Here is a 23,755-nt window from a genome sequence, read left to right as displayed (position 1 = left end):
AGCCGGATCCGGGGACGCTTCTGGGAGGTTACCCGATGATTTCTTTTGAAAGGCAGCACCTTGGCTTTATCCTTGCCATGCTGGTTCCCGCGTTTTTGCTTCTGGCATTGTTTTACATCTGGCCAGCTACCTTCAACCTTTGGAACAGTTTCACAGACCTAACGCTTTTGTCGATGAGGCAGGGTGGAAACTTTGTTGGGATTCAGAACTACGTTGATCTCATAAGAGACAGCGGTTTTAAGACGGTCATCTGGAATACGGCGTTCTGGTTGGCATTTGTCTCAACACTCATTCGCCTGTTGCTGGGTCTAGGGCTGGCGCTTCTGATACATTCGGAGCCGGTGCGCCGGGCGGGGCTGCGAACAATCGCCAGAATGGCCATCCTGCTGCCCTGGGCGACCCCTCCGATTGTTGCTGTTGTGGTCTGGCGACAGTTTTTTGATGGCCAGGGCCTGTTCAACCAGATTTTCCTGGACCTTGGTATCATAAGTGAACCCGTCGCATTCCTGGGAAATCAGGCAACGGTCTGGCCGGCTTTGCTGATGATTATTACGTGGAACACCTTGCCGGTCGTGACCCTGACCTTCCTTGCCGCACTGCAGACGCTTCCCAAGGATCTTTTCGAGGCTGCTGAAATGGACGGAGCAGGAACTTGGCGCAAGTTTGTTGACGTGACACTACCACACCTTGCTCCGACCATGGTTGTAATGGGTCTCTTGCTGGTGATCTGGACCTTCAACAATTTCGTCTACGTCTGGCTGGCCACTGGTGCCGGGCCAGGTACTTTCACAAACGTGCTGGCAACGGAAGTCTTCATGAAAGGTTTCATATCCTTTGAACTCGGCTACTCCTCGGCCGTCGGAATGATCATGGTCGCGATCATGCTGGTCTTTGGTGCGTTCTATTTCCACTTTGTTGCATCGCGCAACTTCAAAGAGATCATGTGATGACTGTCGCTGCGGTAGACCAGCCACGGGAACGGGACTATGCCTCGATAATCGGCAATGTTTTTGTTGTAGCACTGGCGGTTCTGGCCATCTTGTTTCTCGCTTTGCCGGTAGTTTGGATTTTCGTGGGATCGTTCCTGCAAACGGGAAATCCGATTTCCGCCGGGTCAATGAAATGGACCTTTGCAAACTATAGAACCATCATTGAAAACGACTTTCTGATCTTCATCTTCAACAGTGTGTTCATATGCATCGTTGCAGTGATAATCTGCACCGCCCTGGCGGTGATGGTTGCTTACGCGTTCTCGAGATACCGTTTTCCGCTTAAGCGAATGGCGTTCGCGTCTATCGTGCTTGGTCAGCTCTTCCCTTGGGTGATTCTGGTTACACCGCTCTTCGTCATGTTCGCGAAAGCCGGTCTGCTGAACAGTTATGTTGGCATGATATTCTGTTACGTGTGCGTCTCGCTTCCGTTCTCGGTCTACATGCTGGTCGGGTATCTTGAGGCGGTGCCGCGTGACCTTGACGAAGCTGCCGCCATGGACGGCTGTTCTCGTGTACAGATCGTGCTCCAGGTCGTCCTGCCTCTAATGCTGCCCGGTATTGTCGCCACGGCCACGTATTCGTTCCTGCTAATGTGGACAGAATACCTGTTCGCGTTGGCTTTTTTGACTGAAACAACGATGAAGACCATGCCGCTCGGCCTGGCTCTGTTCTTCGGGCAGGATACCGTTGACTGGGGCGCCGTTATGGCCGCGTCAGCTGCGACAACGCTGCCGGCATTACTGCTGTTTCTTCCCCTGCAATCAAAATTGGTATCCGGCGTAACATCCGGCTCTGTGAAAGGTTGATTTCATGAGCACTCTAACTCTTGATCGACTCTCAAAGTCTTTTGGCGCGGTAGACGTCCTCCATAATATCTCTCTGGATATCACTGACGGGGAATTTGTGGTGATTGTCGGCCCCTCCGGCTGTGGTAAATCCACATTGCTGCGAACAATTGCCGGTCTAGAACCCATCACCGGCGGTGAGCTCTACCTGGATGGGCGACCGGTCCGGAACGTCCCAGCGGCAAAACGGGGGCTTGCGATGGTTTTTCAGAGTTACGCACTCTACCCGCACAAGACAGTCGAAAAAAACATGGGTTTCGCCCTGAAGATTGCCGGAGAACCCAAGGCGGAGATCGATCGCAGGGTCTTGAAAGCAGCCCGGATTCTGAAGCTGGAACCGTTGCTGTCCCGCTTTCCACGGGAGCTTTCAGGCGGTCAAAGACAAAGGGTCGCGATCGGTCGTGCGATTGTGCGCGATCCGTCGATCTTTCTTTTCGACGAACCGCTCTCAAACCTCGATGCCGCGTTGCGCGCGGAAGTCAGGGTCGAACTGCGCCAACTTCACAAGAATCTCGGTGCAACCATGATCTACGTTACCCATGATCAAGTCGAGGCGATGACACTGGCGGACAAGATTATCGTATTAAAGGACGGATATCTGCAACAGGTCGGTGCGCCGAGCACGCTGTACAACGATCCTGACAACCTGTTCGTTGCCGGTTTTGTCGGTTCGCCCAAGATGAATTTCATTCCCGGCTGTCTGCGACAGGGAACATTCCTGTCGAAAGCCCTGCAGACCGGTCCGTTCAATGTCGATATGGACTGCATTGATATGACCGTCGGCATTCGGCCGGAGGACATCAGCATTGTGGAATTCGGGAAAGGCAATGCAAGGCTCAAGGTCGATGTAGCAGAGTATCTAGGCAGCCAGACCCTGGTGCACGGCAGATTGTCAGATAAGACCCAAATCATTGCGGTTGCTCCGGGCGAGCTGAAACTTGAGGCTGATGCAGAAATTGATCTGGATATTCCGACCGATAAATGCCTGCTGTTCAACTATGAAGGTCAGCGAGTCAGACCTGACAACGGCTCAGGGAAGGTTGAAAGGGATGCGCCGTCCGGGGAGAAATTGCAGCAAGTTGCCAGTTGTTAGATCAGAAGCAGAATACATCACCGATTGACGAGACCTCGGTCGAAGAAAGAAAGATTGCCTGGCGGCCCAACTTACCAGAGCGTGCATATTTGGGTGGGCATTTATCAACCAAAGACAAGTATCTGTGAATTGATGATGAGGCCACCGTCGAGAGTTCGCCGTGTTTAGCGACCGATCGCCGTGCGAAAGACGTTTGGAAGTTGGAGTGCCAGCGGCTGGCGAGACCAAAGGGCCGCATGATTTTCCGCTCCTTTCGGGTCAGCGCGACGTTTTTTCGGCCGACCTTCGACATGGAAATGATCGACCTCTACCGTTCCCTCCAACATATGCTCGCGGGCAACCATCAGACGCAGGGTATGTCTCATCCGCCATGCCGTCGGTTGACTGACGCCCAAAGCTCGGCCAGCCGAACCGAGGACATGCCTTGATCCGATTGCAAGATGAGCTGAATGCCTTTCAACCACACAGTCAAGGGAAGTTTGGTGGCATGCAAAGGCCTACGCGTTGTCGCCGCAAACTGGAAACGGCAGGCACCTTTGGAACACTGTTGAAGACCTGGACGCGCCCGGTGTTTTCCCACGTCTCGCCAGGCGATCGTGAAGGAGCGCTTATAGCCACATGCTGGGCAGATCCGGCCAGACCATCGTTTCCACCAAATGTTGACAACGTACACCGACCGAAAACGCCTATGTCATATCATCGATTGTCCGGATCGTTGAAAGCACGGCAAGCACGTCTTCGGACATCAAATTCTCATGCGAAAACCGGTCTCAAGAATCTCACCTAAACAAAGGCAATATAACACGTGCGCTGTCTTTGGTTGATAAACGCCGCGTTGCTGAATGGGGAAAAAACGCTCTGCTCTCTGGTTGCCGGAAGCTGTTGCGGCCTCTTTCTCCTCCAATACAGTCTGAACCTATTCGGCCTTGGCTTTATGCACGTAGACGAATGTTGCCCACGGCTCCGAAAATCGACTTTACTCCCGAAGCAATGAAAACAACGCCAGTTGCGCATGTGATCAAACGGCTGTGACGCGAAAAAATGCGCCGTGTAACGGGCAGCCCGGTCCAAAAAACACTCCCACGGTCGCTACGCAGAAACCAAAAAATGCAGCGAAAACGAGCGGGAATGCATGCTGAAAGGTTACCGCTTCTTCGAAGCGTGCGAAGACAGCGGTAAACATCGCCATAGCAAAAGGATAGCTTTTAGGTTTGTATATCCAAAAATCAGTCCTGACTGCCCGGGGACATCGACGATAGCCGTCGTTTTGGAGCTTTGAGACCTGAGTGTTTTCACGCCAAGCCAAATCAGATAAAAGCCGCAGACAAGGCCCAGAATATCAAACAGGAGCGGCCCGGATTGCGAAACACCTATGATTGCGGAAATGGCTAGTATCGCCCACACCAAATCGCCGTTGACCCTCCACTAGTTTGGTATGTGGAAAAGGGTCTCACAACAGTGTTGGTTTGTTTCTTATTGTCCAAGAGATTGTAAATAAAGGGGGATACGCTGTAAGTGGCTTGACAAGTTTAGTGCCTTTGTTCAACAACCCGAAGAGGAGTTACCTAACTGGGGCGCTAAGTTGAGATCACTTACAATTGTAGCAATTGCCGTTACTCTTACAGGATGCCAAACCTCTGCCGAACTTCAGGCGGCTATTGAACAGGCCAAACCGGTTCCAGCATCAATTCAAACACAAATTGTTAATGCTGCTCGCGACTACCTCGTCGATCCATATTCGGTGCGGGACGCAGAAATATCATACATGCAACTCAATAAGCATAGTGGTTTGCATTGGCTTTGTGTAAAGGCAAACTCAAAGAACAGAATGGGTGGGTACGCAGGTCGTCAGACAGTAGAGATTACTGTCCAGGATGGAAAGTTGCATGGATATTTAGTGAATAGCCAGGCATGCAGTAATTCATCTCTTAAATGGCGGTCGTTTCCTAAGCTTGAAGCTCTGAGAAGTATTTAAATAATCGCTGTTGTCAGTAACAAATTGAGCTTGACCAAGGTGTTCATGGCAGACGACGACGACCTTCGAGAACTTCATAGCGGTAATTTTGATCTGGTTAATAGGGACTTCAGAGGCGCAAATCTTTCTGGAATGAACCTTGCAGGGCGCGATTTTTCAGAGGCACATTTAGAAAAAGTCGATTTCACGAAAGCTAACCTCTCAAACTGTGATTTTCAAAAATCAAAGACCAGTGGGTTGAATGCTGAAGGCGCAAATCTTTCGAAAGTTAATGCCGAGCAAACTGTCATATTTGCCGTAAATCTCAAAAATACGGACTTGAGGGAAAGTAGCTTCGCACGAGCTCACTTCACTAGAGCAGATTTGACTGGTGCTGACCTACGAGGAGCAGACCTTAAAAATGCCGTTTTTAAGGAGGGAACCACATTTGAAAGTAGTGTGGTTGACGAAAAAACGATGTTTGATGGCGCATCGATTTTTCGCCCCTTGTCTCGTCAGAACGCTTTTCGGTTCTATCGTGTGGAGCGAGGTATCCTGGTTCGTAAGACACAGGATCAGCTTTCAGATTCAGATGTTCAGGTTTCTGAAGATGTTACGTGTATCGAAATAGAGAATAAAATTGATCGAGTACTGAATTCCCTAAATGGCCTCGCAGATTCCACAGTCAAGACGGCTTCTTCCAGCCTAGGTATTGGACACAACAATCCTCCAACAGAAACTCCAATAAATCGAGAAGAACTTGACGAACTAGCTATTAATCTTCGCGAAGTTCAGATGGAGACCAGCAAGCAAGAGCCAGACAAGAAGATTATCAAAAAGGTTGCTGCGTTTCTACATGGTGGCGTAAAAAAAATATTGAACTGGAGCTGGAGAAAAATAGAACTGGCAGCTGATGAGTTCGCCAAAGAAATCGGAAAGAAAACTGCAAGCGTAGCATTAGTAGTTTCAGCGTGGCTTGCTCTTTCAAGTTTAATTGGTGATCTTTCGGATCTTCTATTCGAATTTGCAACTATGAAGTAGCTCCTCGATGAAACCTGCCAGCTCACACGCACCATCTGCGGCGAGCGACGAAATGATCCTTCGATCATGACGCTCCTCGACCGTAGAACCCGCCGTCTTCACTAAAGGTGAGCTGGCTTTAGTGAGTTATTCCACTGACAAGGCAATCTTCCTCTACTTCATTTGTTTCAATTCGAATGATTTCGCCGTTGCCCTCTGTCGATTGTCGGTCAGCCGGCATTGAAAGTGTCAATTGACCGGTCTTTGTATGTTCGCTTTTACGCTGTGGAAATTGATTGTTCCTCCGTGGTTGCCAATTTGAGGGCGCAACGTTTATTTCCCGCTCAGCAACGCTAAGCCGGTATAAAGCTGGAACGTCCTACGCGCCCGATTGATCTCCAGCATGGGGGCAGCTTTCGTTTAGATTTTTTGCGGTTCTCACCCAATAGTGCGACGCTGATAAAGGCGATGTGTTCCCATTCTGCTTGCAACGTAGCGGAGTGAGATCAATTTGAGCAGGGTGAGAAGTCAACGGTGTTGCTAGCTCAAATTGTCAGCGACGACATCACATTCCAGAGACTAGGAAAGGCAAGGCCCGCATGACCGGTACCTCCAATGTGAAGGCTGTTGCGGTCATTGCGTGTGATGGCTTTCGGGTATAGCCAACATAAAGTAACGTGAATGCAACGGGTTTGAACGCTGATTGAATGAGGAACTGGTGATAGAGTTTGATGAGCAACAAGTTAGAGCGGCATTAGAAAATGCTTGGTCGTATGAAACTGCAAAACAGTGGTCGAAAGAGAATCCAGCAAATGGCCAGTGCAACGTTACAAGCGCGGTCATTCATGACCTTTTTGGCGGAGAAATTTTGAGAACGCGCTACCCGTCCGTATGGCACTACTATAACCGTATTGCTGGTAAGCGGTACGACTTGACCGATAGTCAATTTTTCCGACTTGATGCTCGTTTCCCCGCGCCAGACAGTTATGACGATGAGCTGACAAATTGCGATGCCGCGATGGAAGGCATCCCTCAGCGAGAATACGATACCCTGAAGAGAGCACTCCTAGACCGGCTCCGGTGATAGATGGCCCCATCGGAAAGTTTGTGCGTAGAAATACAGTAACGATGTGCAGACCATAAACAGATAGAACCGTTGCTGATGATAAGGCTTCACGAACTAATTCTTTGGTTATGTGCAGTCGATTCCTCACGGGTCCCGTAATCGGGGCATAGGATCGAACGGCTATCGCAACCTTGAAAGAAGATCCGTCAACAAGGCAAAAAAACCATCTACGTTGGCATTCAGGGCCACATCTGTGTGGCAGGAATTTCCCGCGATATTCCAGATATCGTGCACGGTTCTGCCAAAGCTCAGGCCGGAGTTCGTCTCGACATCCACACGCATTCTTCGCGTTTCAAAAAGCTCTGGCTTGAGCAACCAGGCGACAGTGCAAGGGTCATGCAGCGCGGAACCCTCGAATCCATATCGCTCCCTATATACTTTCTCAAAGAAAACGGACATGTCGGCAAACACGCGGCCGGTGTCATTTCCAAGGTCCCGCATCGCCCGAACACGTGCTGGTGTAGCAATTGCCTGATGCGTGACATTCAAACCGAACATGGTTTTAGGAACGTTTGCATCTAAGATAATCTGTGCGGCATGTGGATCGCACAGCATATTGAATTCAGCCGCAGGGCTATCATTGCCATAATCCGTAGACCCTCCCATGAAAACAATGCGCTCTATCTTCGATGTCACGTCCGGGGCCAGTCGCAACATGACAGCAAGATTGGTTAGAGGGCCGGAGGCGACAATCGTAATTTTCTCCTGGGACGCCTGTAGCGTTCGAATGAGGAAAGAAACGGCATCCTCCGCCTGAGGAGAGTTTGTTGGAGGCCCTATCTCAGGAGCCTCCAAACCGGTCGCACCATGATATTCCGAGGCGTCTACCAGCTTACCGAGTAATGCGCGGTCGATTCCTGGATACACGGGAATGTCCGAACCGAACCAATCAAGAATTCTTAGGGCGTTCGCCGTCGTGTACGATAGACCAACATTTCCATAAGTTGTTGTGACACCCAGTATGTTCAGGTCGTCGGCCGCGATCGCCATCGCGAGTGAAAAGGCATCGTCAATGCCCGGATCACAATCCATGATAACTGGGATAGCCACACATACGCTCCAAACTAACTATGAAAACGGCCAATGAGGTGCCTGAAATGACGCAGGATTTGTGTTGTCTCGAAGTTGGACAGCCAACGTCTATTCCAGACTGAGGTAAGGCTGAATAGCAGCGGGATACCATCGAGTATTGCCGACTAACCAAATCTCATGGTTTGGCTATCCTCGATAACCCGATAGGTTTGGCGAAACGCAATCCTCTGCGGTTCAAACCTGGTAAAGATGCCCTTCCACGCTTCAAGACGAATGCCAATATAGGCTGGTCGAAGACTGTGCTCAGCCAATTCGTCCTCGAAGCAGGTCTACGCACAAACCTTCCAATAATGTCATTTCAGTCCCGCCAAGAGATGTAGACCTGAAGGCTCCGAGGCCATGTCGTTCGGATGGATGTCTGCAAATATCTCGAGGATGTTTTTTTCCGGATCGGAGAAAAACAAGGTTCTATGAGGCCAGTCCTGATTGGTCGGAGCTTCGATGACATCGATATTCTTGGCTCGGAGGGACTGATATGCGAGGTCGACGTCAGCGGGTGGAACCCTGAAGCTTAGCTGCATGCCTGCTGACGTTTCAGCGATATTGGGACCGTCGTATGGGCGACCACGTGAACGAAGACCCAGGAACAGGGTGCCCACTCTGAACGCAATCCAATGCTCTGTTTCCTCTTCGATCCGGAAATCGAAGGTATCGATATAAAAACGCTTCATTCTGTCCAGGTCATCACACAAGACAATTACGTAATCCATGCTCCGGATTGCACCAAGGCCGCTGTTTTCGGTCATGCTTACCTCTTTGAACACGTGTGGGACACGGTCGGGCGCTATGCCAGACCAAAGATTGTTTGTGCTTGAAACTATCTGCTGCCGGTATGTGCACTCAACTCAGATATGCTTATGCAAAGGATTAGAAATTCTCGGTCTGCATCCCCTGGCCTTTATGTCATCCTGCGCTCAGGAGAAACGAAATGACGTATCGACTACCATCACTGAACACATTGCGCGCATTCGAGGCTGCCGCCCGGCATTTGAGCTTCAAATACGCGGCCACAGAACTTGGTGTTACCGCGGGGGCGGTGAGCCAGCAGGTCAAGAAGTTGGAGACTTCTCTTGGCGTGACGCTCTTTCGGAGATTGCCTCATGGACTGCTCCTAACGAGCGAGGGGGAGACCTATCTGCCGTCGATCACGAAGGTTTTCGAAGACCTGACCCGCGCGACCGAACTCATCGCCCCGAGTATCAACAGCAAGAAATTCATGGTTGGCATATGCAATTCGATCAAACCGATGCTGCCGGCCAACTGGCCAAATCACAATGAGAACCTGCACCACCACATACGGGACTGGGCTGAAACTTCGGATTTGGAATTGCTTCGAAGCAATGAGCTGGATTGCATGATCCGCGCAGCAGGTGGTCCTTATCGGGATCTTGCCCTGATTGTCATCCCGAATGTGTCCTCTGCTGAGGACCTGCACTTTGTGTGCAAACCAGGATTGGCAGATTGTTTCCAGTCAAAAGCCATTGTGCGGGATCTGGCACTGCATCTGAATTAATAGCCATTCGGGCTATCAAACGGATTGCGAAGACAAAGGTTGGCGGGATCGACAAGGCAATTCCGGGTGTTCGGGGCAGGTGATCGCTCCAAGCCAGGTCTGCCTATTCGGGTGCCTTGAATCTTGCGGTTGGGATGACGGCAATCGGCGCCAGCTCAACGAGAAAGGATTCGTGCCCAAGGCCAGCGACCATTACGGATGTTGAAACCGGCGCAGTGTCCGCGGCCAGCAATTCTGATCGGACCTTTTGGATCGTGGGCAATTGCGCCCGATCCGTGAAGTAGGTTGTGATGGACACTATGTCGTCCAGTCTGCCACCGACCTGAGCAAGCAGGTCTTGAATGTTGTTAAAGCAGCATCTGGTTTGTGTTTCGATATCGCCGGCGCCCACAATCTGCTCATCCTTGCTCCAGGCCACTTGTCCGGTGAGATGAACCACGACGCCTTCAGGTTGGATAGCGCCCATCTGGAACCCTCGGCCACGGGCCTTCCACACTTCGTCTGCTTCGAAGCCTATCGGCATCAGTTTGTCTCCTGCGATTTACCATCGGCGAACTGCAAAGGTGGCTTCGTTTGTGCAATCTTCGATGACGGTTGAAAATGATGATCCGTATGTTGTTCGCAAACAACGATATGTTGGAACAGGCAGCTGCCGTTGGCATACCGGGTGGCAATGAAGACTTTCTGCTAATTGAGAGGCCCGACAATACAGAACCATTGGTCCCAAACGTGAGAAAGTGGCCAAAATTTAGAATAATCTACGAACACCAAAAACTAGCGACCATTCACTGTCCCACCTCTGAATTGGCATGGGGCGAGAATTTACTGCCATTTACTCAATGTCCACATTCGGCTTGCGTTCATCGCGCTCTATCCGGCGTGTCTTCCGGTTCACGCTCTATCAGGACTTCGATCTGCCCCATGACACATTCGGGCAAGGCGCCGAAGGTGAGTGCCTCCGCGAGCCCCTCGATCTGCTCGACAGTTCGTGCACCCGGGACCGGAACGACCATGTCGCCCGTGGCCCACAGCCAACCGATGGCCCCTTGCGCCAGAGTTCTGCCACCGGTCGTCAGGAGATCCCGCACAGCGTTGAGTTGGGCGAACATCGTCGGATTCGACCTCGCGCCGACAAAGTAGCTGGTTTTCGGGTTCGACGTTGAGCGGATGTCATTGGGCGGCAAGACCGTCTCCGGGCCATACTTCCCGGTAAGTAAGCCCATTGCCAACGGCGATCGGATCAGCGCAGTCTACTCGCTTTCCCGGATTGCGGCCTGAATGCGTGGCGGGCTGACCAGAACATTCATCGCGTGTTCGACGGCGACAAAAGCATCACGCGAAGCGGCGGTTGATACGCTTTCGGCGAAATCGGTGCTCCAGCCGTAGGCACGCACTTTGCCGGCCTTGACCGCCTTTTCCATCTCATCGAACATTGCCTCTGCGTGCGGAATGGGCAGGCCGTTCTGGTGAAGCAACAGCAAGTCAATCCTGTCGCGCCCCAGCCGCGAAAGACTGCGGTCGATTGCGGGCAGCACGCTTTCTGGGACAATCTCGTCTCCGGTCAGTTGCCTGGTCTCTTCGTCTATGGCGATTCCGATCTTGTTGACGATCAGCGCATCGGGGCGGTTCTTGAGGGCCTGCGCGAGCAGTCGTTCGGCATGCCCCGCGCCATAGGCCGGTGCCGTGTCGAACAGGGTGACCCCGCCGGCAAGGGCGGCATGGATCGTGCGGATGGATTCCGCATCGTCCGAGTTGGCATAACCAAGCGGCTGATCGCCTGAGAATATCGGTCCGCCAATGGGCCAGCACCCCATGCCCAATGGATTTATCTCCTGATCCAGAAACCGCATTTGAAACTCCCGATGTGTTGCTCCCGATTTGAAACCATGAACGAGGTGTAATTTCCATGAATCGCTTTGCAATGATGGTTTCATGAATGAAACGAAATTCGGTTGATGGGGTTGAGTACGGCTGAGTGCAAAATCCCCCTTTAAGGGGATTTTGGGCTAATCTGCCGTTCGCCCGAGGTGCAACGGCTTCAATGATTGAACCCTTTTCAGTCCAGCTATGACAACATCGACAGGTTGGTTGGATCTGGCTTAGCGCCTGCTGCTGTTTGCATTGCGTGGATCTGTCCCCGGTGGTGGGTCTGGTGGCTAAAGAGTTCTGCGGCGCAAAGGGTCTTTGATTTTTCGATGCGGGTTGAGCCGTCGCCTGGATACCAAACAACCATTCCATCGAGGTCAGCGTTGACAAGTCGGGCCGCCCACTCTTTGATTTCCTCGTCGCGTTGGGAACGCAAAGCTTTGAAGTCGTTCCAGTCCGAAAGGTGGCTTAACGAATGCCTGACGGTTTCTTCTGGTCTCTCGTTTCCCTTCAGTCTCAGCAATATCAGCGCATCAGCCCAATACAAATGGTTGAAGGTGGCCGCTATTGATTGGAAGAACGCGCCTCGATTCTTGTGGCGTGCTCCTTCAGTGAGCCCGTCTGCAGCAGTTACCAATGAGGTATTCTGCCAAGTATTGTAACAGGACATAAGCCGGCAATATTCGGCTGAGATCATCCTCTCAGTCTCCTTTGGTTTTCGATGTAAGGTGATATTGGGACGCTCGCTCCGAAGCGTCTTTTCCAGTGCCGATCGACACTTTGGTACCGGGCAAAGGTGACCTGCCCTGGATGCTAGTGCGGACGGTCAATCGGATTGTTTGTTGTTTCAGATGTAACGTCAAGCATGGGGTATGTCTGCTTTTATCCCGCGTCTTTCCATTTTGATCATAGCGCAGCGAAAGTCAGGGCAGGTGCCGGTTGAGTGTCCTTTAAATGGTCGGACGGGACATGGAAAACAGATCGCAAAATATCCAGACGGCCTAGGACTCAGCGGGTTACCACTGCCATGTTTCAACCAGTCGGCATTGACATTCTGAACGGCGGCAAGCGTCCAGGAGCTCAAAAGCTGGACGTTCCAAACCGTTCATGATTGCCTCGATCCGGGCAGGGGACGTTTCACCGGCCTTTTCGGCCAGCATTGAAAGCGTCAGATGGCCGGGTTCATGTTCGCTTTTACGCCGTGGAAATTGATGGTCCCGCCGTTGTTGCAAATTTCGCCATTGATGAAGCCATGAACCGTTACTTTCCCGCGCTGCTCAATGTGCAAATCACCATTGACCATGCCGTACAAAATGAACTCGACGCCCTCACGCACAGAAACATTTCCATTGATCAATCCATGGAAGGTTGAATCCTGGCAGAAGGCCAGAGGGCCGTTCAGACGTCCTTCTATGTTGTTCATGGTTCTTCTTTCCTCAGACATTATTTCGTGGTCCTTGCCAGCTCGTCGTGGCGGAGTTCGATTGGCGGGTGTGAACGAAGCATCCATTGAGTGAACGTGTCACCCTTCCTTTCATCCAAATGGTTGATGTCATCCAGGAACCCGGAAATGCCGATGCCGTTCATCAGTTTGCAGGCAAACCTGTCGGCCTGGTATTCCCGGAGTTGGGACGTGGATTCGTTCAGCAATTGCGCGATATCGCAAGGAATGCGGAACAAAATCGTTGCGACGGTGGAGATGAGGCCGGCGATCGGGATCCTGGAAATCGTGTTGTTGGCAAGCGGGCCCCCAAAGTTCACCGGCATCGTCATGTAGTGCAGGAACATATTGGTGTGGGTGTCCCAATGGCGCAGATGGCCGATTTCATGTGCGGCAATCCCGGCCAGGCGCTCGATGCCCGCCTGTGTGTCGCTGTACTTGTGCAAGATGCCCTTGGTGTAGCAGACCCGGTTATGGGCGTAGGCATAGGCGTTGATTTCCCCTGTATCTTGCACCCGCCAGGCCACCTGCGGCAGTTTGACGCTGGGTGTTTCGGCGCAAGTTTGAAGCTGTTGCTCGATTTTGCGAACAATTTCCATCTCTAATTGTGACAAGCGCCGGCCGCCGAAGCGGATATCGAAGGCTTTGGCTGCGATTTCGGGCACATATACAACCATAACGGTAGGGCCGAACGCAATGATCATTGAAATGGCAACGCCTTCCAGGTTCGAAATACCCAGATCGCCATAATAGATACTGAAGGGGGTAAGGATAAGTGAATGCGCAAATGCCCCAAACAGAAACGAGGACACGGCCGCGCTCGACAAGCTTAACAGTCTGACGATCTCAATAATGGTCACCCGGATGAAGGAAGGCATTGAATTTATTCCTTAAAACGCCTTTAGCGTATATTCTCCGCAGCAATTGGTTGCAACAAAAGAGAAGTAAAATCAGCGTCTTGTCAAGAGTAACTATCCGCAGAGTTAAGAAATAATGTCTGAAATGCTCTTTTTGGACTAAAGTCCCTTCCGGTTTTACTAAAATGTTTATTGTGATATAATTGTTCAAATAAAAGTGATACACTGAAAAATGCTCAGTTAAATTGGAGTTATTACGCATTCATTTTGTGAAGACTTGGGTAATATTGCGGCGGTTGGACTACAGATTCGTACAACCGATTTGGCGTATGCGTCGGATCGGGCTGGCAATCTTTGATGGAGATAGGAAACATTCGGCCCGGTTCATGGGCCTCAAAGTAGAAATCCCCAGACCCGGAAAACCGGACCCAAGGACACCTAAAGATCTAAACAGACAATTGGATCTTTAGAGTGCTCCCGACAATTTGGCAAGCTCGAACGCAGATTTTTGCGAACGGCTTTCTATTGTCTGCTGGCAACCGCAGGTTTTGGGGGCAAGGAGCCGTATTTGAACAATCTGGAATACCCTGAATTGCCGGAGCGGCTGGCCGCCGCTCTCCGCCTACAAGGCCGGGATTTTTACGACAGACCGGACTTTGTCCCGTCCCGGAGATTGCCGGACGGGAAATCCAAATGGGATGTTGTCAAGAGTTTCAAGGCCGCTCGAAAGTCGCTTGGCCTGACATCGGCCCTTACCCAGTATCTGGAATATCTGGTCGGCCGCACCGAGGACCAGGACTGGCGTCCTGGATCCTGTCCGATTGTGTTTAGCCCGGTCGCTTCGGCAGTGGCGTTCTTCGACGTCGATGCCCGGCAGATCAACACCTACGAACGCGATCTTGCTGCCCTTGGACTTTTGACCCGGCACGATTCCGGCAATCGGCGCCGCTACGAACAGCGGTATAAGGACGGCTCTTTGAGGTATGCTTACGGTGCTGACCTGTCGCCGCTGATCGAACGATACGAAGAGATCGTGAAGATGGTAGAGGCGGACAGGCAGGAACTCGTCCTCAGAGGCACACAGATCAAAGCCGTTAAAGCCTGGCGCCGAGTCTTGAAAGACGGGCTGCGCAAAGCGCGAGCCCTGAGCATCCGGACGAAAGTCGTTGCGGAAGCATCCGGTCTCGTTGAGAGCCTACCCAAGACGTTTCCCACCAAGTGGACCTCAATTGAATTCTGTGCACTTGCAATGAAATTGGAGGATCTGTGCATCGCACTGAAAGCAGAATTGAAGCCGTATTCGCAGGAAAAAACCTCCGACCAGACGGAAGAAAATTTCCGGCACCATAATACCAATAATACAACCTTATTTCACTACGGGAACTGTTATGGGGCTTCGCCCCAAAAGCGGACATCACCTGATCGCGATGAAATTACTCTTGAAGCAGAGCCCGCTATCGCGGGCGGCATTGAAAAAGAGAAGAGCAGGTGCACGAGCAACCCGGACAGCCCGCCCGGTGCAGAGGCGAGGCCGCACGCCGCGGGAGGGGGCAGCACCGGGATCGAACACATACGCCTCGATCAGGTGCTTGACGTTTCCAGTCTGTTGATGCGGCAGATGATTTACGAAGAAGCCGAGCAGGGCGGCGTCAATTGGGCTGTCCTCGACAGGGCCGCTGCGCAGGCGGCCGCATTCCTCGGTGTCAGTAAGCTCCCTTGGCACGATTTGCGCACGGAGATCGGTTCTACCGCGGCCGCCGTCTGCATTGTCATCACCGAACGCCACATCTCCGATCCGCAAAAACCGTTCAACAACCCGGGCGGTTTCGTCCGCGGACTGCTCGACCGCGCCAGAAATGGAAAACTGCACCTTCACAAAAGCATCTTCGGACTCATCAAATGCGACAACTCCGAAAAGCCAGGCGGACTGACCTGATGGTCGGGCTGATCCTTGAGGCAGAGGGCAGGCCCCCGCGCTCCGCCAAGGTTGCCTATTGCCCGCGTCCGGCAAGCCGGCCGACCTGGACAGAGCGCTCCTCTGGTCCGGCGTCGCCGAAAGTGAAAACAAGATTGTTCAAATGAGGATTTTCGTTCATGAGAAAGTTCATTCTTGCGGCCCTGTCCGCCCTGATGCTCACTGCATGCCGGACAACCGACGGCGTATCCATATACTCGCCCGACAACAAACCGACCGTTGTCACACCCAGATCGAAGCCCCAGGCGAAGGCTGCCGAAAAAGCCATTTTCACGAGGCCTGCACTCGGATTCAAGGTCACTCAGGAAACACCCACGCGCATACTTTTGTCGAAATACCTTCCGGCCAACGTCAACGACAACAATTCGCTCAAGCACCGGACCAAGGGAAGGCCTCTTGCTCAGGTCGAACTCACGTTTCGCTCGGAAGGCGGCAAAACCCGTGTCACGGCCGACAACGGGATGCTGCTCAATCCGTATGGCACCGACAAGGACAAGTTCAATCTCCTGCAAATATCCGATGGCCGGCGCCTTAAGAAAAAACTCAACGAGCTGGGCTGACGGAGGCGAAATCATGGGAGCTACAGCGCTAAAGGCCATAGAAGCAAATTTTGAAGAACCGCCACTTTGCGCCGAAACAATCCGGCGCCTGACGGATGCCGGCATTGCCTTCATGGCCGAGCTCACGACCCCGCTTGGATGCGAAAACGTCCATTTCGGTCCGGAGGACCTAAACCGGCTCCTGGAGGACAAGACAGGGTTTGCGGCCGGCTATTTCGGCGTCACGCGCCAACAGTATCTGGACTGGATCGCAACCGGAGGAAATCCACGGTGTAGCAGCGAAACCAGGTCCGGCAAACCTTGCAGGAAACCGGCAGGAGGCCGCTACCAGATCGGCATCGACGAATGGCTGGCTAGCGACGGCGGATTGTGCCGGAGCCATGAAACCAGGGTGCTCAACAGGATCAGAAAATCGCGCTGATCAGCAACAGGGGAGAGAAATTATGTTGGAAAACGAGGATCAGCCGATCCGGGAAATGCCACTTTGCATGGAAACGATCCAGCGCCTGGCGATGTTTGGCATCACCTTCAAGATTGAATTCTATGCCGCGGGGTTCCAGACCGAAATCCATATCAGACCTGACGATATTCCACGCTTCCTGGATCATGCCCCCCTGTTCGTCGCCTCTTATTTCGGCGTCACACTGGAACAGTACTATGATTGGCTTGAGACCGATGGCTATCCAAGATGCAGTGCCAGAATCGGCACCGACCGGCCTTGCAAGAGACCGGTTCTGGGCGTGCAGTGTGGGCCGAAAGAGTGGGCGTTAAGAGATGGCGGACTGTGTGAATTCCACAGGCATTGACGTCATTGGGCCGAAACACTACCGTTCGCAACTCGATCGGCAATTGAAGGCTTCAACCCGGAAATCTTGAACGTTGATCGATTGACCCCATCGGAACTGCCCCCGATGGGGTTTTTCATCAGGCGGAGCAAACTTGATTGTAGCGGATTGAAACTATCCGGGCTCCGGCGCGACTCGCGTGTTCGTCATAGCCTGGACAAAGCTATCAGGATCTCATCATCGAAGATTCCGAGAGTCAATTCCTGAAGACTTGAACTCAGATGGTTATGTAACCGGTAGAACTTCTATGAACGGCGTGAGTCCGAAGGACATGTATTCGTCAACTGAGCAGGTGAGATTTACAACGGTCATGATCTTACCGCTATGCAATCAACACCTTTATTGCCAAACTCAGTCAGGTTGAAGGAGCATCATTTTATCAAGTAAGTTTGATGTAATGTAAAATATACGTTACCGGTTTCAGTAATTAATATTTATGGACAAGTTTAATTGATTTAATTGTGCATGGAACTCTTAAAAATAAAGACTAAATAATATTTGATCGCTGTTTCTGGCATCAGGCTTTCGGTCATGAAGAAATTGCCGGGCACTCCTTACGCTTCGCCTGATTATTATGGTGAAGCAAAATTGAGAATAGTCGCCAATATGATGAAAACTAGTCCAGTTCAATGCTCAGACTTAGGTTTTAACAAAAAGAAGTTGGAATTCTAATCTCATCTAGAGGTAATTCTAGTAATCTTTGGAATGTTGAAGTTTAATTGTCTTGATAATTTTTTAAAATATTTCATGACGTCAAGATCTTAATCCACTTTCTTGTTAAATTGGAGGGGGTAATCGTGGCTATACTTACATACGACAAGTCCGAGAATGAAGTTGATCAACAGGTCGTAAAAGGAAAATTACGCACGCTTGTGATATCGAACCTGATTGATGATCAAGTAACTTTTTGCATGAACGTAGATCCATACGGTGAAGGGAAGAATGTGACTATCTCGGCGACCGTACAGGAATTTGCCGAAGCAATTAGCGGTTCTTATGATTTTGAAAATCTTCTCGCCAACGTTGCATATCTTCAAAATAGTGATTCCGCCCTCCTAAAGTCTTTCGTTCCACTCAAATTAATGAAGGAATATCAAAAGAATGCAATTGAGCTGGCCTCTATCTTTCAAAAAATTCTTGATCAAATAGAAAGAGAACTTCCGCAATTTAATACCTGGATAGCCTGCGCGGAAAAAAAGCAAGACGATTCTTGCCCGTCTGATTTGCCTATACATGACAGCGTAGATTCCCACTCTTCATAATGCGGTAAAGAGCAAGGTAGGTCAGGTTGTCGAGTAACTTTTAATCGATGAGAAATCAGCCAAACTATCGTTGATTGATATTTTGAATTGAATTTTCATTTTGAGACATTTGAGCAAGTAAAATAGAGATAAATAAAGCAATGTCTAAGGTCTATTTTAAAAACTGGAAGCAGTAAATTGATCATGATAAGTAAATGTAAACGTATTACTGATAATTGCGTAGCTTGAAATTTTCGATCGAGAGGAAAGCTCATGATGCGCAGTATTTTAGTGGCTCTTATTGCAATCTACGCAAGTCCGGTTTTTGCCGAGGCATCGTTTGGGACGTGGCAGATTGATGCCGAAGACACGGCACTTTTTTATGTAACTACGAAAAAGGAGCATGTTGCTGAAACGCACATGATTCCAGACGTTTTCGGCGGGCTTTCTGCAGAGGGGTTTTTGCGCGTTGCGTTGGATATGGGGTCTGTCCAATCTGGAATTGAAGTTCGCGACGGGAGGCTTCGCGAACATTTGTTCGATGTTATAAACTTTCCAGTCGCGACCTTCACGGCCGAGATAGACGTCACCGAATATGAGAGCCTTTCGATTGGCGAAAGTATGGTCGGATACATTAACGGGGACCTCGTAGTCGTGGGGACCGAAGGTTTTGTTGACTTTGATGTCTTGGTCACTCGAGTTAATGAGAACCGAGTTGTTGTGAGTTCGCTCGGGCCGGCCATAATTAACGGTGCAGACTTCGGACTGACTGAAGGCATCGATAAGTTACGTGAACTTGCCAAACTTCCGAGTATCTCTTACTCGGTTCCGGTGAACTTCGTGATTTCACTTGTTCGCACCCAATAATTCTGGAGCATTTGACGATGCTGAGATCCGTCTCAACAAAGCTTGTCTTTGTATGTTGTCTCGCTCTATTGCCGGGCCTCATAGCGTTTGCTGGCGGTCGGGTCATAGCTATCGAACAGGAAGCACTAACGGGTGCTTTGCGCAAAGAAGCACAGGCGGCGGAGTTAAAGTCTCAACTTGATACTGCCGTCCAACACTTACAGGGCGTCATTATTTCGAGCCAATCTGTGTCGGATGAAAACATCGACAGAGATTTTGCTGACAAGGTGGCTCAAATTAAGTCGTTGCTCGCAGAACTAAACAGCCTTTCAGCAGTTAAGTCTTCTGCTAGTCAGACTCATGCCGGTGAGAACAACGCGGAAGCTGAACAGCTGATAGTCGTTACTCCGACCGATGTCGAGCACATCGAAAAAGCCTATGCGGCTATGCTTCAGGAAATTAGATCTCTCAACGCGGCAACCATCGAGTTCGATGAAAAGGTCATGGCCGGGTTGAACAGACCACTGGCTGCCTTGAATGTCATTGCGTTCGATACCGGAAATCAGGAGATAATTGCAATTGTTGGCGAAATTGAACGCCAACTGCTTCGGTTCGAATTGGCAGAATTGGACTTTCTACGAAACCCAACAGCTGAGACTGCCGGCGCTTTCAAAGCAAGTGCTCGCGATCTTCGTGAGAAAGTTAGGATAGCCAGGGCAACGTTTAGACGTGACGGAAAGATCGAAGCCAAAGCTCTTTTTGACGCTTCACGCCATGCCGAAAATAAACTCAAGGCAATCGTTTCTTTGGGGCTTAACAGCCAGGAACTGAGTGCGAGCATGGTTCAAGTGCATACACCAGACTTAACGAACGCAGTTGCTGCAGCGGCAGAAGCAATTCAGGCCTCCGTAGCTCAGGATACGTCATGGAGTCAGGCCCATGTTCGGTCAGTTCAAAATCTGATCACTGTTGGTGTCCTTTGCACCCTGCTCATTGTCATTGCTATTGTTATAGCGCTTTCTCGTAATCTTTCGCGAGCGTTTAGAGCTATTTCATCCGCAATGGCCTCATTGGCTGATGGACATGAGGAAACCCATATTCCTCATACCGGGAGAGGTGATGAATTTGGAATCATGGCCCAGGCTCTTGAAGTCTTCCGCGACAATGCCAAGAAAGTAGCGTTGCTCGCAGAAGAAAAAGAACTTCGCGATGCACGGTCTGTTGAGGAAAGAGCCGCGACACTCGAAGACTTGGCACTTCGGTTTGAGTCCTCAATTACGCGAATAGCCGAGGATGTCGGCTGTTCAGCGATTTCGATTGCCGAAGAATCTGTCTCAGTGAATCAGCAAATCAGTAATGCGAGGCAACAAGCTGCAGGTGTTGACCAGTCGGCGGTCCGCGCCTCGGAAAATGTCGAGTCAATTGCATCGGCATCGGAGCAATTGTCACAGTCCATATCTGAAATAGGCCAGCAGGCCGGCAATGCCACGATCATTGCCATGCGTGCAGTGTCGGAAGTTGATGAAACGCAACGCGAAGCGAAGAACCTGGCAGAAAACGCGCAAGAAATAGGTACAATAGTCGAACTCATACGAGAGGTTGCAGAGCAAACCAATTTACTCGCCCTCAATGCGACAATAGAAGCTACCCGTGCAGGAGACGCCGGACGTGGTTTTGCTGTTGTTGCTGCAGAAGTGAAATCACTTGCTGAGCAAACCCAAAGGTCAACAAAGGAGATCTCCGCTCAGATAGAAACTATCCAGGAGGCGACAGACCGGATGACAACTTCGACGGTCTCGATCGGAGACACAATTGAGGAGATCGCTGCGGTTGCATCTCAGATCGCCACCTCTGTTGACCAGCAAAATGCAGCGGCCGAAGAAATTGCTCATTCTATTAGTATCACCTTGAATGAAACCCGGAATGCGAGCAACGCAATCAGCTCTGTAACGACAGCGACGGAAACGTCTCTTGAGAATGCCGAAACGTTGCTCGAGGCATCGGAAATGTTGAAACACAATGCCGACACTCTACGGGGTCGCGTCGATGGTTTTGCAAGGGAAATTCGATTGGGTTAAGAAGTTCAGAAGTTATCACCCAGTCGCACAAAGATGGATGTGCAGTGACGGCGAATGACAACTCAGGAAGGCAAGTCCATTAGGAATAGCATTTAGAACTTTCCAAATCCGTTCAGGCCGTTCTTAGTTTCGGATTCCGGTAGCTGCCTTCTTCCCAAACCAAAACTCTGATAGTTCCTCGGCCGGGAGCGGAGCAGAGAACAAATACCCTTGTTGATTTTCACATCCAAGCTCTAGCAGGATATCTCTCTGGTCTTCACTTTCTATGCCTTCGGCAATTACGCTGATCCCAAAATTGTCAGCAATATCTATGATGCAGGCGACCATCTTTTGATGCGCTTTGGAAGTCGTTAGCTTAACCGTCAAATCTCGAGCGATTTTCAAACGGCTTGGAGAAAGAGACTGAAGGCTCATCAGGGAAGAGTGACCGGTACCAAAATCATCAATTTCGATGGCAATCCCCAGCTCTTCAAGCGCGTCAAGATTGTGCCGCATCGTGTCATCCATATTGTCGAAAAGAATGCTCTCCAAAAGTTCAAAGGACATACGCTCGACTGGCACAGCCAAGGACTTTATCGAAGTGATCAATCCGACTTCCGACAAACGTTGAGACGATACATTTGTTGAAAGATTAGGCAGTTTGAAACCTGACTGATCCCACGTCGCGAAGTCGGTGAGAGCTTTTTCGAGGATCAAGGAATCGATTTTCGCGGTAACGCCCATGCGATCAGCGATCGGAAAGAATACTCCGGGTGAAAGAATTTCACCATTGGGACGCCGCCATCGAGCCAATGCCTCGACACCCACTATTGCTCCAGTCCTCGCATTTATTTGTGGTTGGTAAACGGGATAAATCTGTTCGTCTCGAATGGCGGCCATAAGCTCGTCAGCAAGAACTTTGCGATGTTCCATCGACGTGCGCAATTCGTCGCTAAAAAACTGGTATCGCCCTCGGCCTTTCTCTTTTGCCTGGTAAAGTGCGATATCCGCATTGGTCAGTAGACGTGATGCGTCGACAGACACTCCTTGATCGTCATTGGCTGCTCGAATTTCAATTCCTATACTTGCCCCAAATTGACAGATATCGCCTTCAAAGAAGATTGGTTTGGAGAGTTCATCGATAATCCGGTTGGATAGGCTTACGAGCGGTTTTTTCTCTCCCTTTGAATTGACGAGTATGACAAACTCATCGCCGCCGACACGAGAAATAAAATCAGACTTTCTGGTAGATTTGCGAAGCAATGTTGAAACGTGTTGCAACACGTAATCGCCGGCACCATGTCCCAGCGTGTCATTTATTTGTTTGAAGTGATCAAGATCAATATGAACAATGGCAATGCCAACGCCCGAGGACTGCACGACTGCCAGCCGTTCATCGACCTCTTTTTGCAAGTAGCGTCGGTTTGGTAGTCCGGTTAAGGGATCATGATGAGCTTGATATTCGGCAGAATGTTTTAGTTGTTCAAGAGTATGGTTGTTGAGCTCCGCCGTTTCATAAGCGGTTTCGAGTTGTTGTGCTTGTGAAAGAATTGATTTGCGAAGGAAAAAAACTGCCAGAATTAGTGATATTCCAAATAAAGCTAATCCTATTCTGAATGAATTGGTGGTTAGTTCCAGGTTGTTTAACTCTTTTTCTAGGCGGGAATTCAGGATATCTGACACGCCTATCCAGAGAGAATTTATAGCGTCGTCAAACCGTATTTCGATGTTCTGGAGTTCGAGAAGGTCGACCTGAGCTCCCGCTCTATACTCTTCAATTGAACGAATGGTGCTGACAGCTGAGCGCTGAAACTCATTACTCATTCTTCTGTAAGTATTTCCAAGGTTTGCTGTATGAGCAAGGCTGGTTGCATCAAATGAACCAAGTGGCAAATGACTGACCCTGGAAATATTATCGGCTGCGGATTTGAATTGGCCTGCATTCACAATGAAGGCCATTTCATCCATTTGATTCAGAGAGGGTTTGTTTTGAAGATTTTCGCCGAAGCGAACCAAGAGATCAATCCGATAACTTACCTCCGGAATTCGATCAAGTAAGATGGAGGAGTATTCAGGGTTGAAGTCAGAATAAGCACTGTCGAGGCGTGATTTGCGTGCAAGTTTCAGAATTATCTTATGCGCTAGTGACAGTGCTTTTTCACTTGCAGTAGTTTCACCGATAACTATTTCCCAATTCTCCTGGATTGCCGAAGCCTCGTCGACAGAAAGGAAGTCGGGGTGTCTTGCACCCTCCCAGAGTTGTTTTGATTGAGGCTTGATGGCTACAGACCGATTTACATCGTTAGCTGTCGACCAAACTTTGTGAATGATCTTTGCACTTTCGGCCGCCGTTCGCAATTGAGATAGGCGTATTTCAATGAAACGTTCGCCGATCAGAGCTAGCGCCATAAGGGGCACTAAGAGAATGAGTA

21 protein-coding genes and 2 pseudogenes are annotated in these 23,755 nt (G+C 50.4%); 13 read left to right on the top strand and 10 right to left on the bottom strand.

The window, feature by feature from the left end:
• Positions 1–35 precede the first annotated feature (35 nt).
• From K5905_RS01655 to K5905_RS01645, 3 genes are read left to right on the top strand one after another with little or no spacing between them, the layout of a single operon-like run.
• Entirely contained in the window at positions 36–947 is a 912-nt protein-coding gene (locus K5905_RS01655; protein WP_297579520.1) for a carbohydrate ABC transporter permease, read from the top strand.
• Complete coding sequence (locus K5905_RS01650; RefSeq protein WP_297579517.1) at positions 947–1,798, top strand: carbohydrate ABC transporter permease; 852 nt, start codon at positions 947–949, stop codon at positions 1,796–1,798. The genes K5905_RS01655 and K5905_RS01650 overlap by 1 nt, the downstream gene beginning before the upstream one ends.
• A 4-nt stretch (positions 1,799–1,802) precedes the next feature.
• Positions 1,803–2,930, top strand: coding sequence for an ABC transporter ATP-binding protein (locus K5905_RS01645; protein ID WP_297579514.1), 1,128 nt, complete (start codon positions 1,803–1,805; stop codon positions 2,928–2,930).
• Between the two features lie 164 nt (positions 2,931–3,094).
• Here K5905_RS01645 and K5905_RS01640 read toward each other — a convergent pair.
• A pseudogene (locus K5905_RS01640) lies at positions 3,095–3,676 on the bottom strand (hypothetical protein).
• A 397-nt stretch (positions 3,677–4,073) separates the two neighbouring features.
• Positions 4,074–4,334: a LysE family transporter gene (locus K5905_RS31545; RefSeq protein WP_367186871.1), complete on the bottom strand. Its 261-nt coding sequence runs from the start codon at positions 4,332–4,334 to the stop codon at positions 4,074–4,076.
• Between the two features lie 616 nt (positions 4,335–4,950).
• Between K5905_RS31545 and K5905_RS01635 the strand changes: the two genes are divergently transcribed.
• A complete protein-coding gene (locus K5905_RS01635) occupies positions 4,951–5,925 on the top strand; it encodes a pentapeptide repeat-containing protein (protein WP_297579512.1) in 975 nt (324 codons plus the stop codon).
• 682 nt (positions 5,926–6,607) lie between these two features.
• Complete coding sequence (locus K5905_RS01630; protein WP_297579510.1) at positions 6,608–6,988, top strand: hypothetical protein; 381 nt, start codon at positions 6,608–6,610, stop codon at positions 6,986–6,988.
• Between the two features lie 162 nt (positions 6,989–7,150).
• Here the strand turns inward: K5905_RS01630 and K5905_RS01625 are convergent, their stop codons facing one another.
• Together K5905_RS01625 and K5905_RS01620 are read right to left on the bottom strand one after the other, a co-directional pair.
• On the bottom strand, positions 7,151–8,062 hold the full coding sequence (locus tag K5905_RS01625) for a nucleoside hydrolase (RefSeq protein ID WP_297579507.1): 912 nt from the start codon (positions 8,060–8,062) through the stop codon (positions 7,151–7,153).
• Positions 8,063–8,415: 353 nt separating this feature from the next.
• Positions 8,416–8,868 (bottom strand): VOC family protein, encoded by a 453-nt coding sequence (locus K5905_RS01620; protein ID WP_297579504.1) that lies wholly within the window; start codon positions 8,866–8,868, stop codon positions 8,416–8,418.
• A 182-nt stretch (positions 8,869–9,050) separates the two neighbouring features.
• Here K5905_RS01620 and K5905_RS01615 point away from each other — a divergent pair, with 182 nt between their 5' ends.
• Positions 9,051–9,635, top strand: coding sequence for a LysR family transcriptional regulator (locus tag K5905_RS01615; protein ID WP_297579500.1), 585 nt, complete (start codon positions 9,051–9,053; stop codon positions 9,633–9,635).
• Positions 9,636–9,738: 103 nt separating this feature from the next.
• Here K5905_RS01615 and K5905_RS01610 read toward each other — a convergent pair whose 3' ends face one another.
• From K5905_RS01610 to K5905_RS01590, 5 genes and pseudogenes are all read right to left on the bottom strand, one after another.
• A complete protein-coding gene (locus tag K5905_RS01610) occupies positions 9,739–10,158 on the bottom strand; it encodes a RidA family protein (RefSeq protein WP_297579497.1) in 420 nt (139 codons plus the stop codon).
• Positions 10,159–10,495: 337 nt separating this feature from the next.
• A pseudogene (locus K5905_RS01605) lies at positions 10,496–11,449 on the bottom strand (aldo/keto reductase).
• A 251-nt stretch (positions 11,450–11,700) separates the two neighbouring features.
• Positions 11,701–12,198: a DinB family protein gene (locus tag K5905_RS01600; RefSeq protein ID WP_297579494.1), complete on the bottom strand. Its 498-nt coding sequence runs from the start codon at positions 12,196–12,198 to the stop codon at positions 11,701–11,703.
• 471 nt (positions 12,199–12,669) lie between these two features.
• The gene (locus tag K5905_RS01595) at positions 12,670–12,924 is read right to left on the bottom strand and encodes a hypothetical protein (RefSeq protein ID WP_297579492.1); all 255 of its coding nucleotides are present in this window, start codon (positions 12,922–12,924) and stop codon (positions 12,670–12,672) included.
• Positions 12,925–12,944: 20 nt separating this feature from the next.
• On the bottom strand, positions 12,945–13,820 hold the full coding sequence (locus K5905_RS01590) for a M48 family metalloprotease (protein WP_297579490.1): 876 nt from the start codon (positions 13,818–13,820) through the stop codon (positions 12,945–12,947).
• A gap of 547 nt (positions 13,821–14,367) precedes the next feature.
• On the opposite strand from K5905_RS01590, the gene repC reads away from it, so the two are divergent.
• From repC to K5905_RS01555, 7 genes are all read left to right on the top strand, one after another.
• Positions 14,368–15,735, top strand: a complete 1,368-nt coding sequence (gene repC, locus K5905_RS01585) for a replication initiation protein RepC (RefSeq protein WP_297579487.1) — start codon at positions 14,368–14,370, stop codon at positions 15,733–15,735.
• Between the two features lie 158 nt (positions 15,736–15,893).
• The gene (locus K5905_RS01580) at positions 15,894–16,334 is read left to right on the top strand and encodes a hypothetical protein (RefSeq protein WP_297579484.1); all 441 of its coding nucleotides are present in this window, start codon (positions 15,894–15,896) and stop codon (positions 16,332–16,334) included.
• Positions 16,335–16,347: 13 nt separating this feature from the next.
• Positions 16,348–16,755, top strand: a complete 408-nt coding sequence (locus K5905_RS01575) for a hypothetical protein (protein ID WP_297579481.1) — start codon at positions 16,348–16,350, stop codon at positions 16,753–16,755.
• Positions 16,756–16,777: 22 nt separating this feature from the next.
• A complete protein-coding gene (locus K5905_RS01570) occupies positions 16,778–17,140 on the top strand; it encodes a hypothetical protein (RefSeq protein WP_297579478.1) in 363 nt (120 codons plus the stop codon).
• A gap of 836 nt (positions 17,141–17,976) precedes the next feature.
• A complete protein-coding gene (locus K5905_RS01565; RefSeq protein WP_297579475.1) occupies positions 17,977–18,441 on the top strand; it encodes a hypothetical protein in 465 nt (154 codons plus the stop codon).
• Between the two features lie 252 nt (positions 18,442–18,693).
• Positions 18,694–19,287, top strand: coding sequence for a YceI family protein (locus K5905_RS01560; RefSeq protein WP_297579474.1), 594 nt, complete (start codon positions 18,694–18,696; stop codon positions 19,285–19,287).
• A 17-nt stretch (positions 19,288–19,304) separates the two neighbouring features.
• Positions 19,305–21,344 (top strand): methyl-accepting chemotaxis protein, encoded by a 2,040-nt coding sequence (locus K5905_RS01555; RefSeq protein ID WP_297579472.1) that lies wholly within the window; start codon positions 19,305–19,307, stop codon positions 21,342–21,344.
• A 123-nt stretch (positions 21,345–21,467) separates the two neighbouring features.
• Here the strand turns inward: K5905_RS01555 and K5905_RS01550 are convergent.
• A partial coding sequence (locus tag K5905_RS01550; protein WP_297579469.1) for an EAL domain-containing protein occupies positions 21,468–23,755 on the bottom strand: 2,288 nt, incomplete at its 5' end.

It is taken from the genome of Roseibium sp., from assembly GCF_025698965.1.
In the GTDB taxonomy this organism is placed as follows: Bacteria; Pseudomonadota; Alphaproteobacteria; order Rhizobiales; family Stappiaceae; genus Roseibium.
The sequence above is the reverse complement of the archived record's forward strand: the minus strand, read 5'-3'. Positions and strand labels throughout refer to the sequence as shown.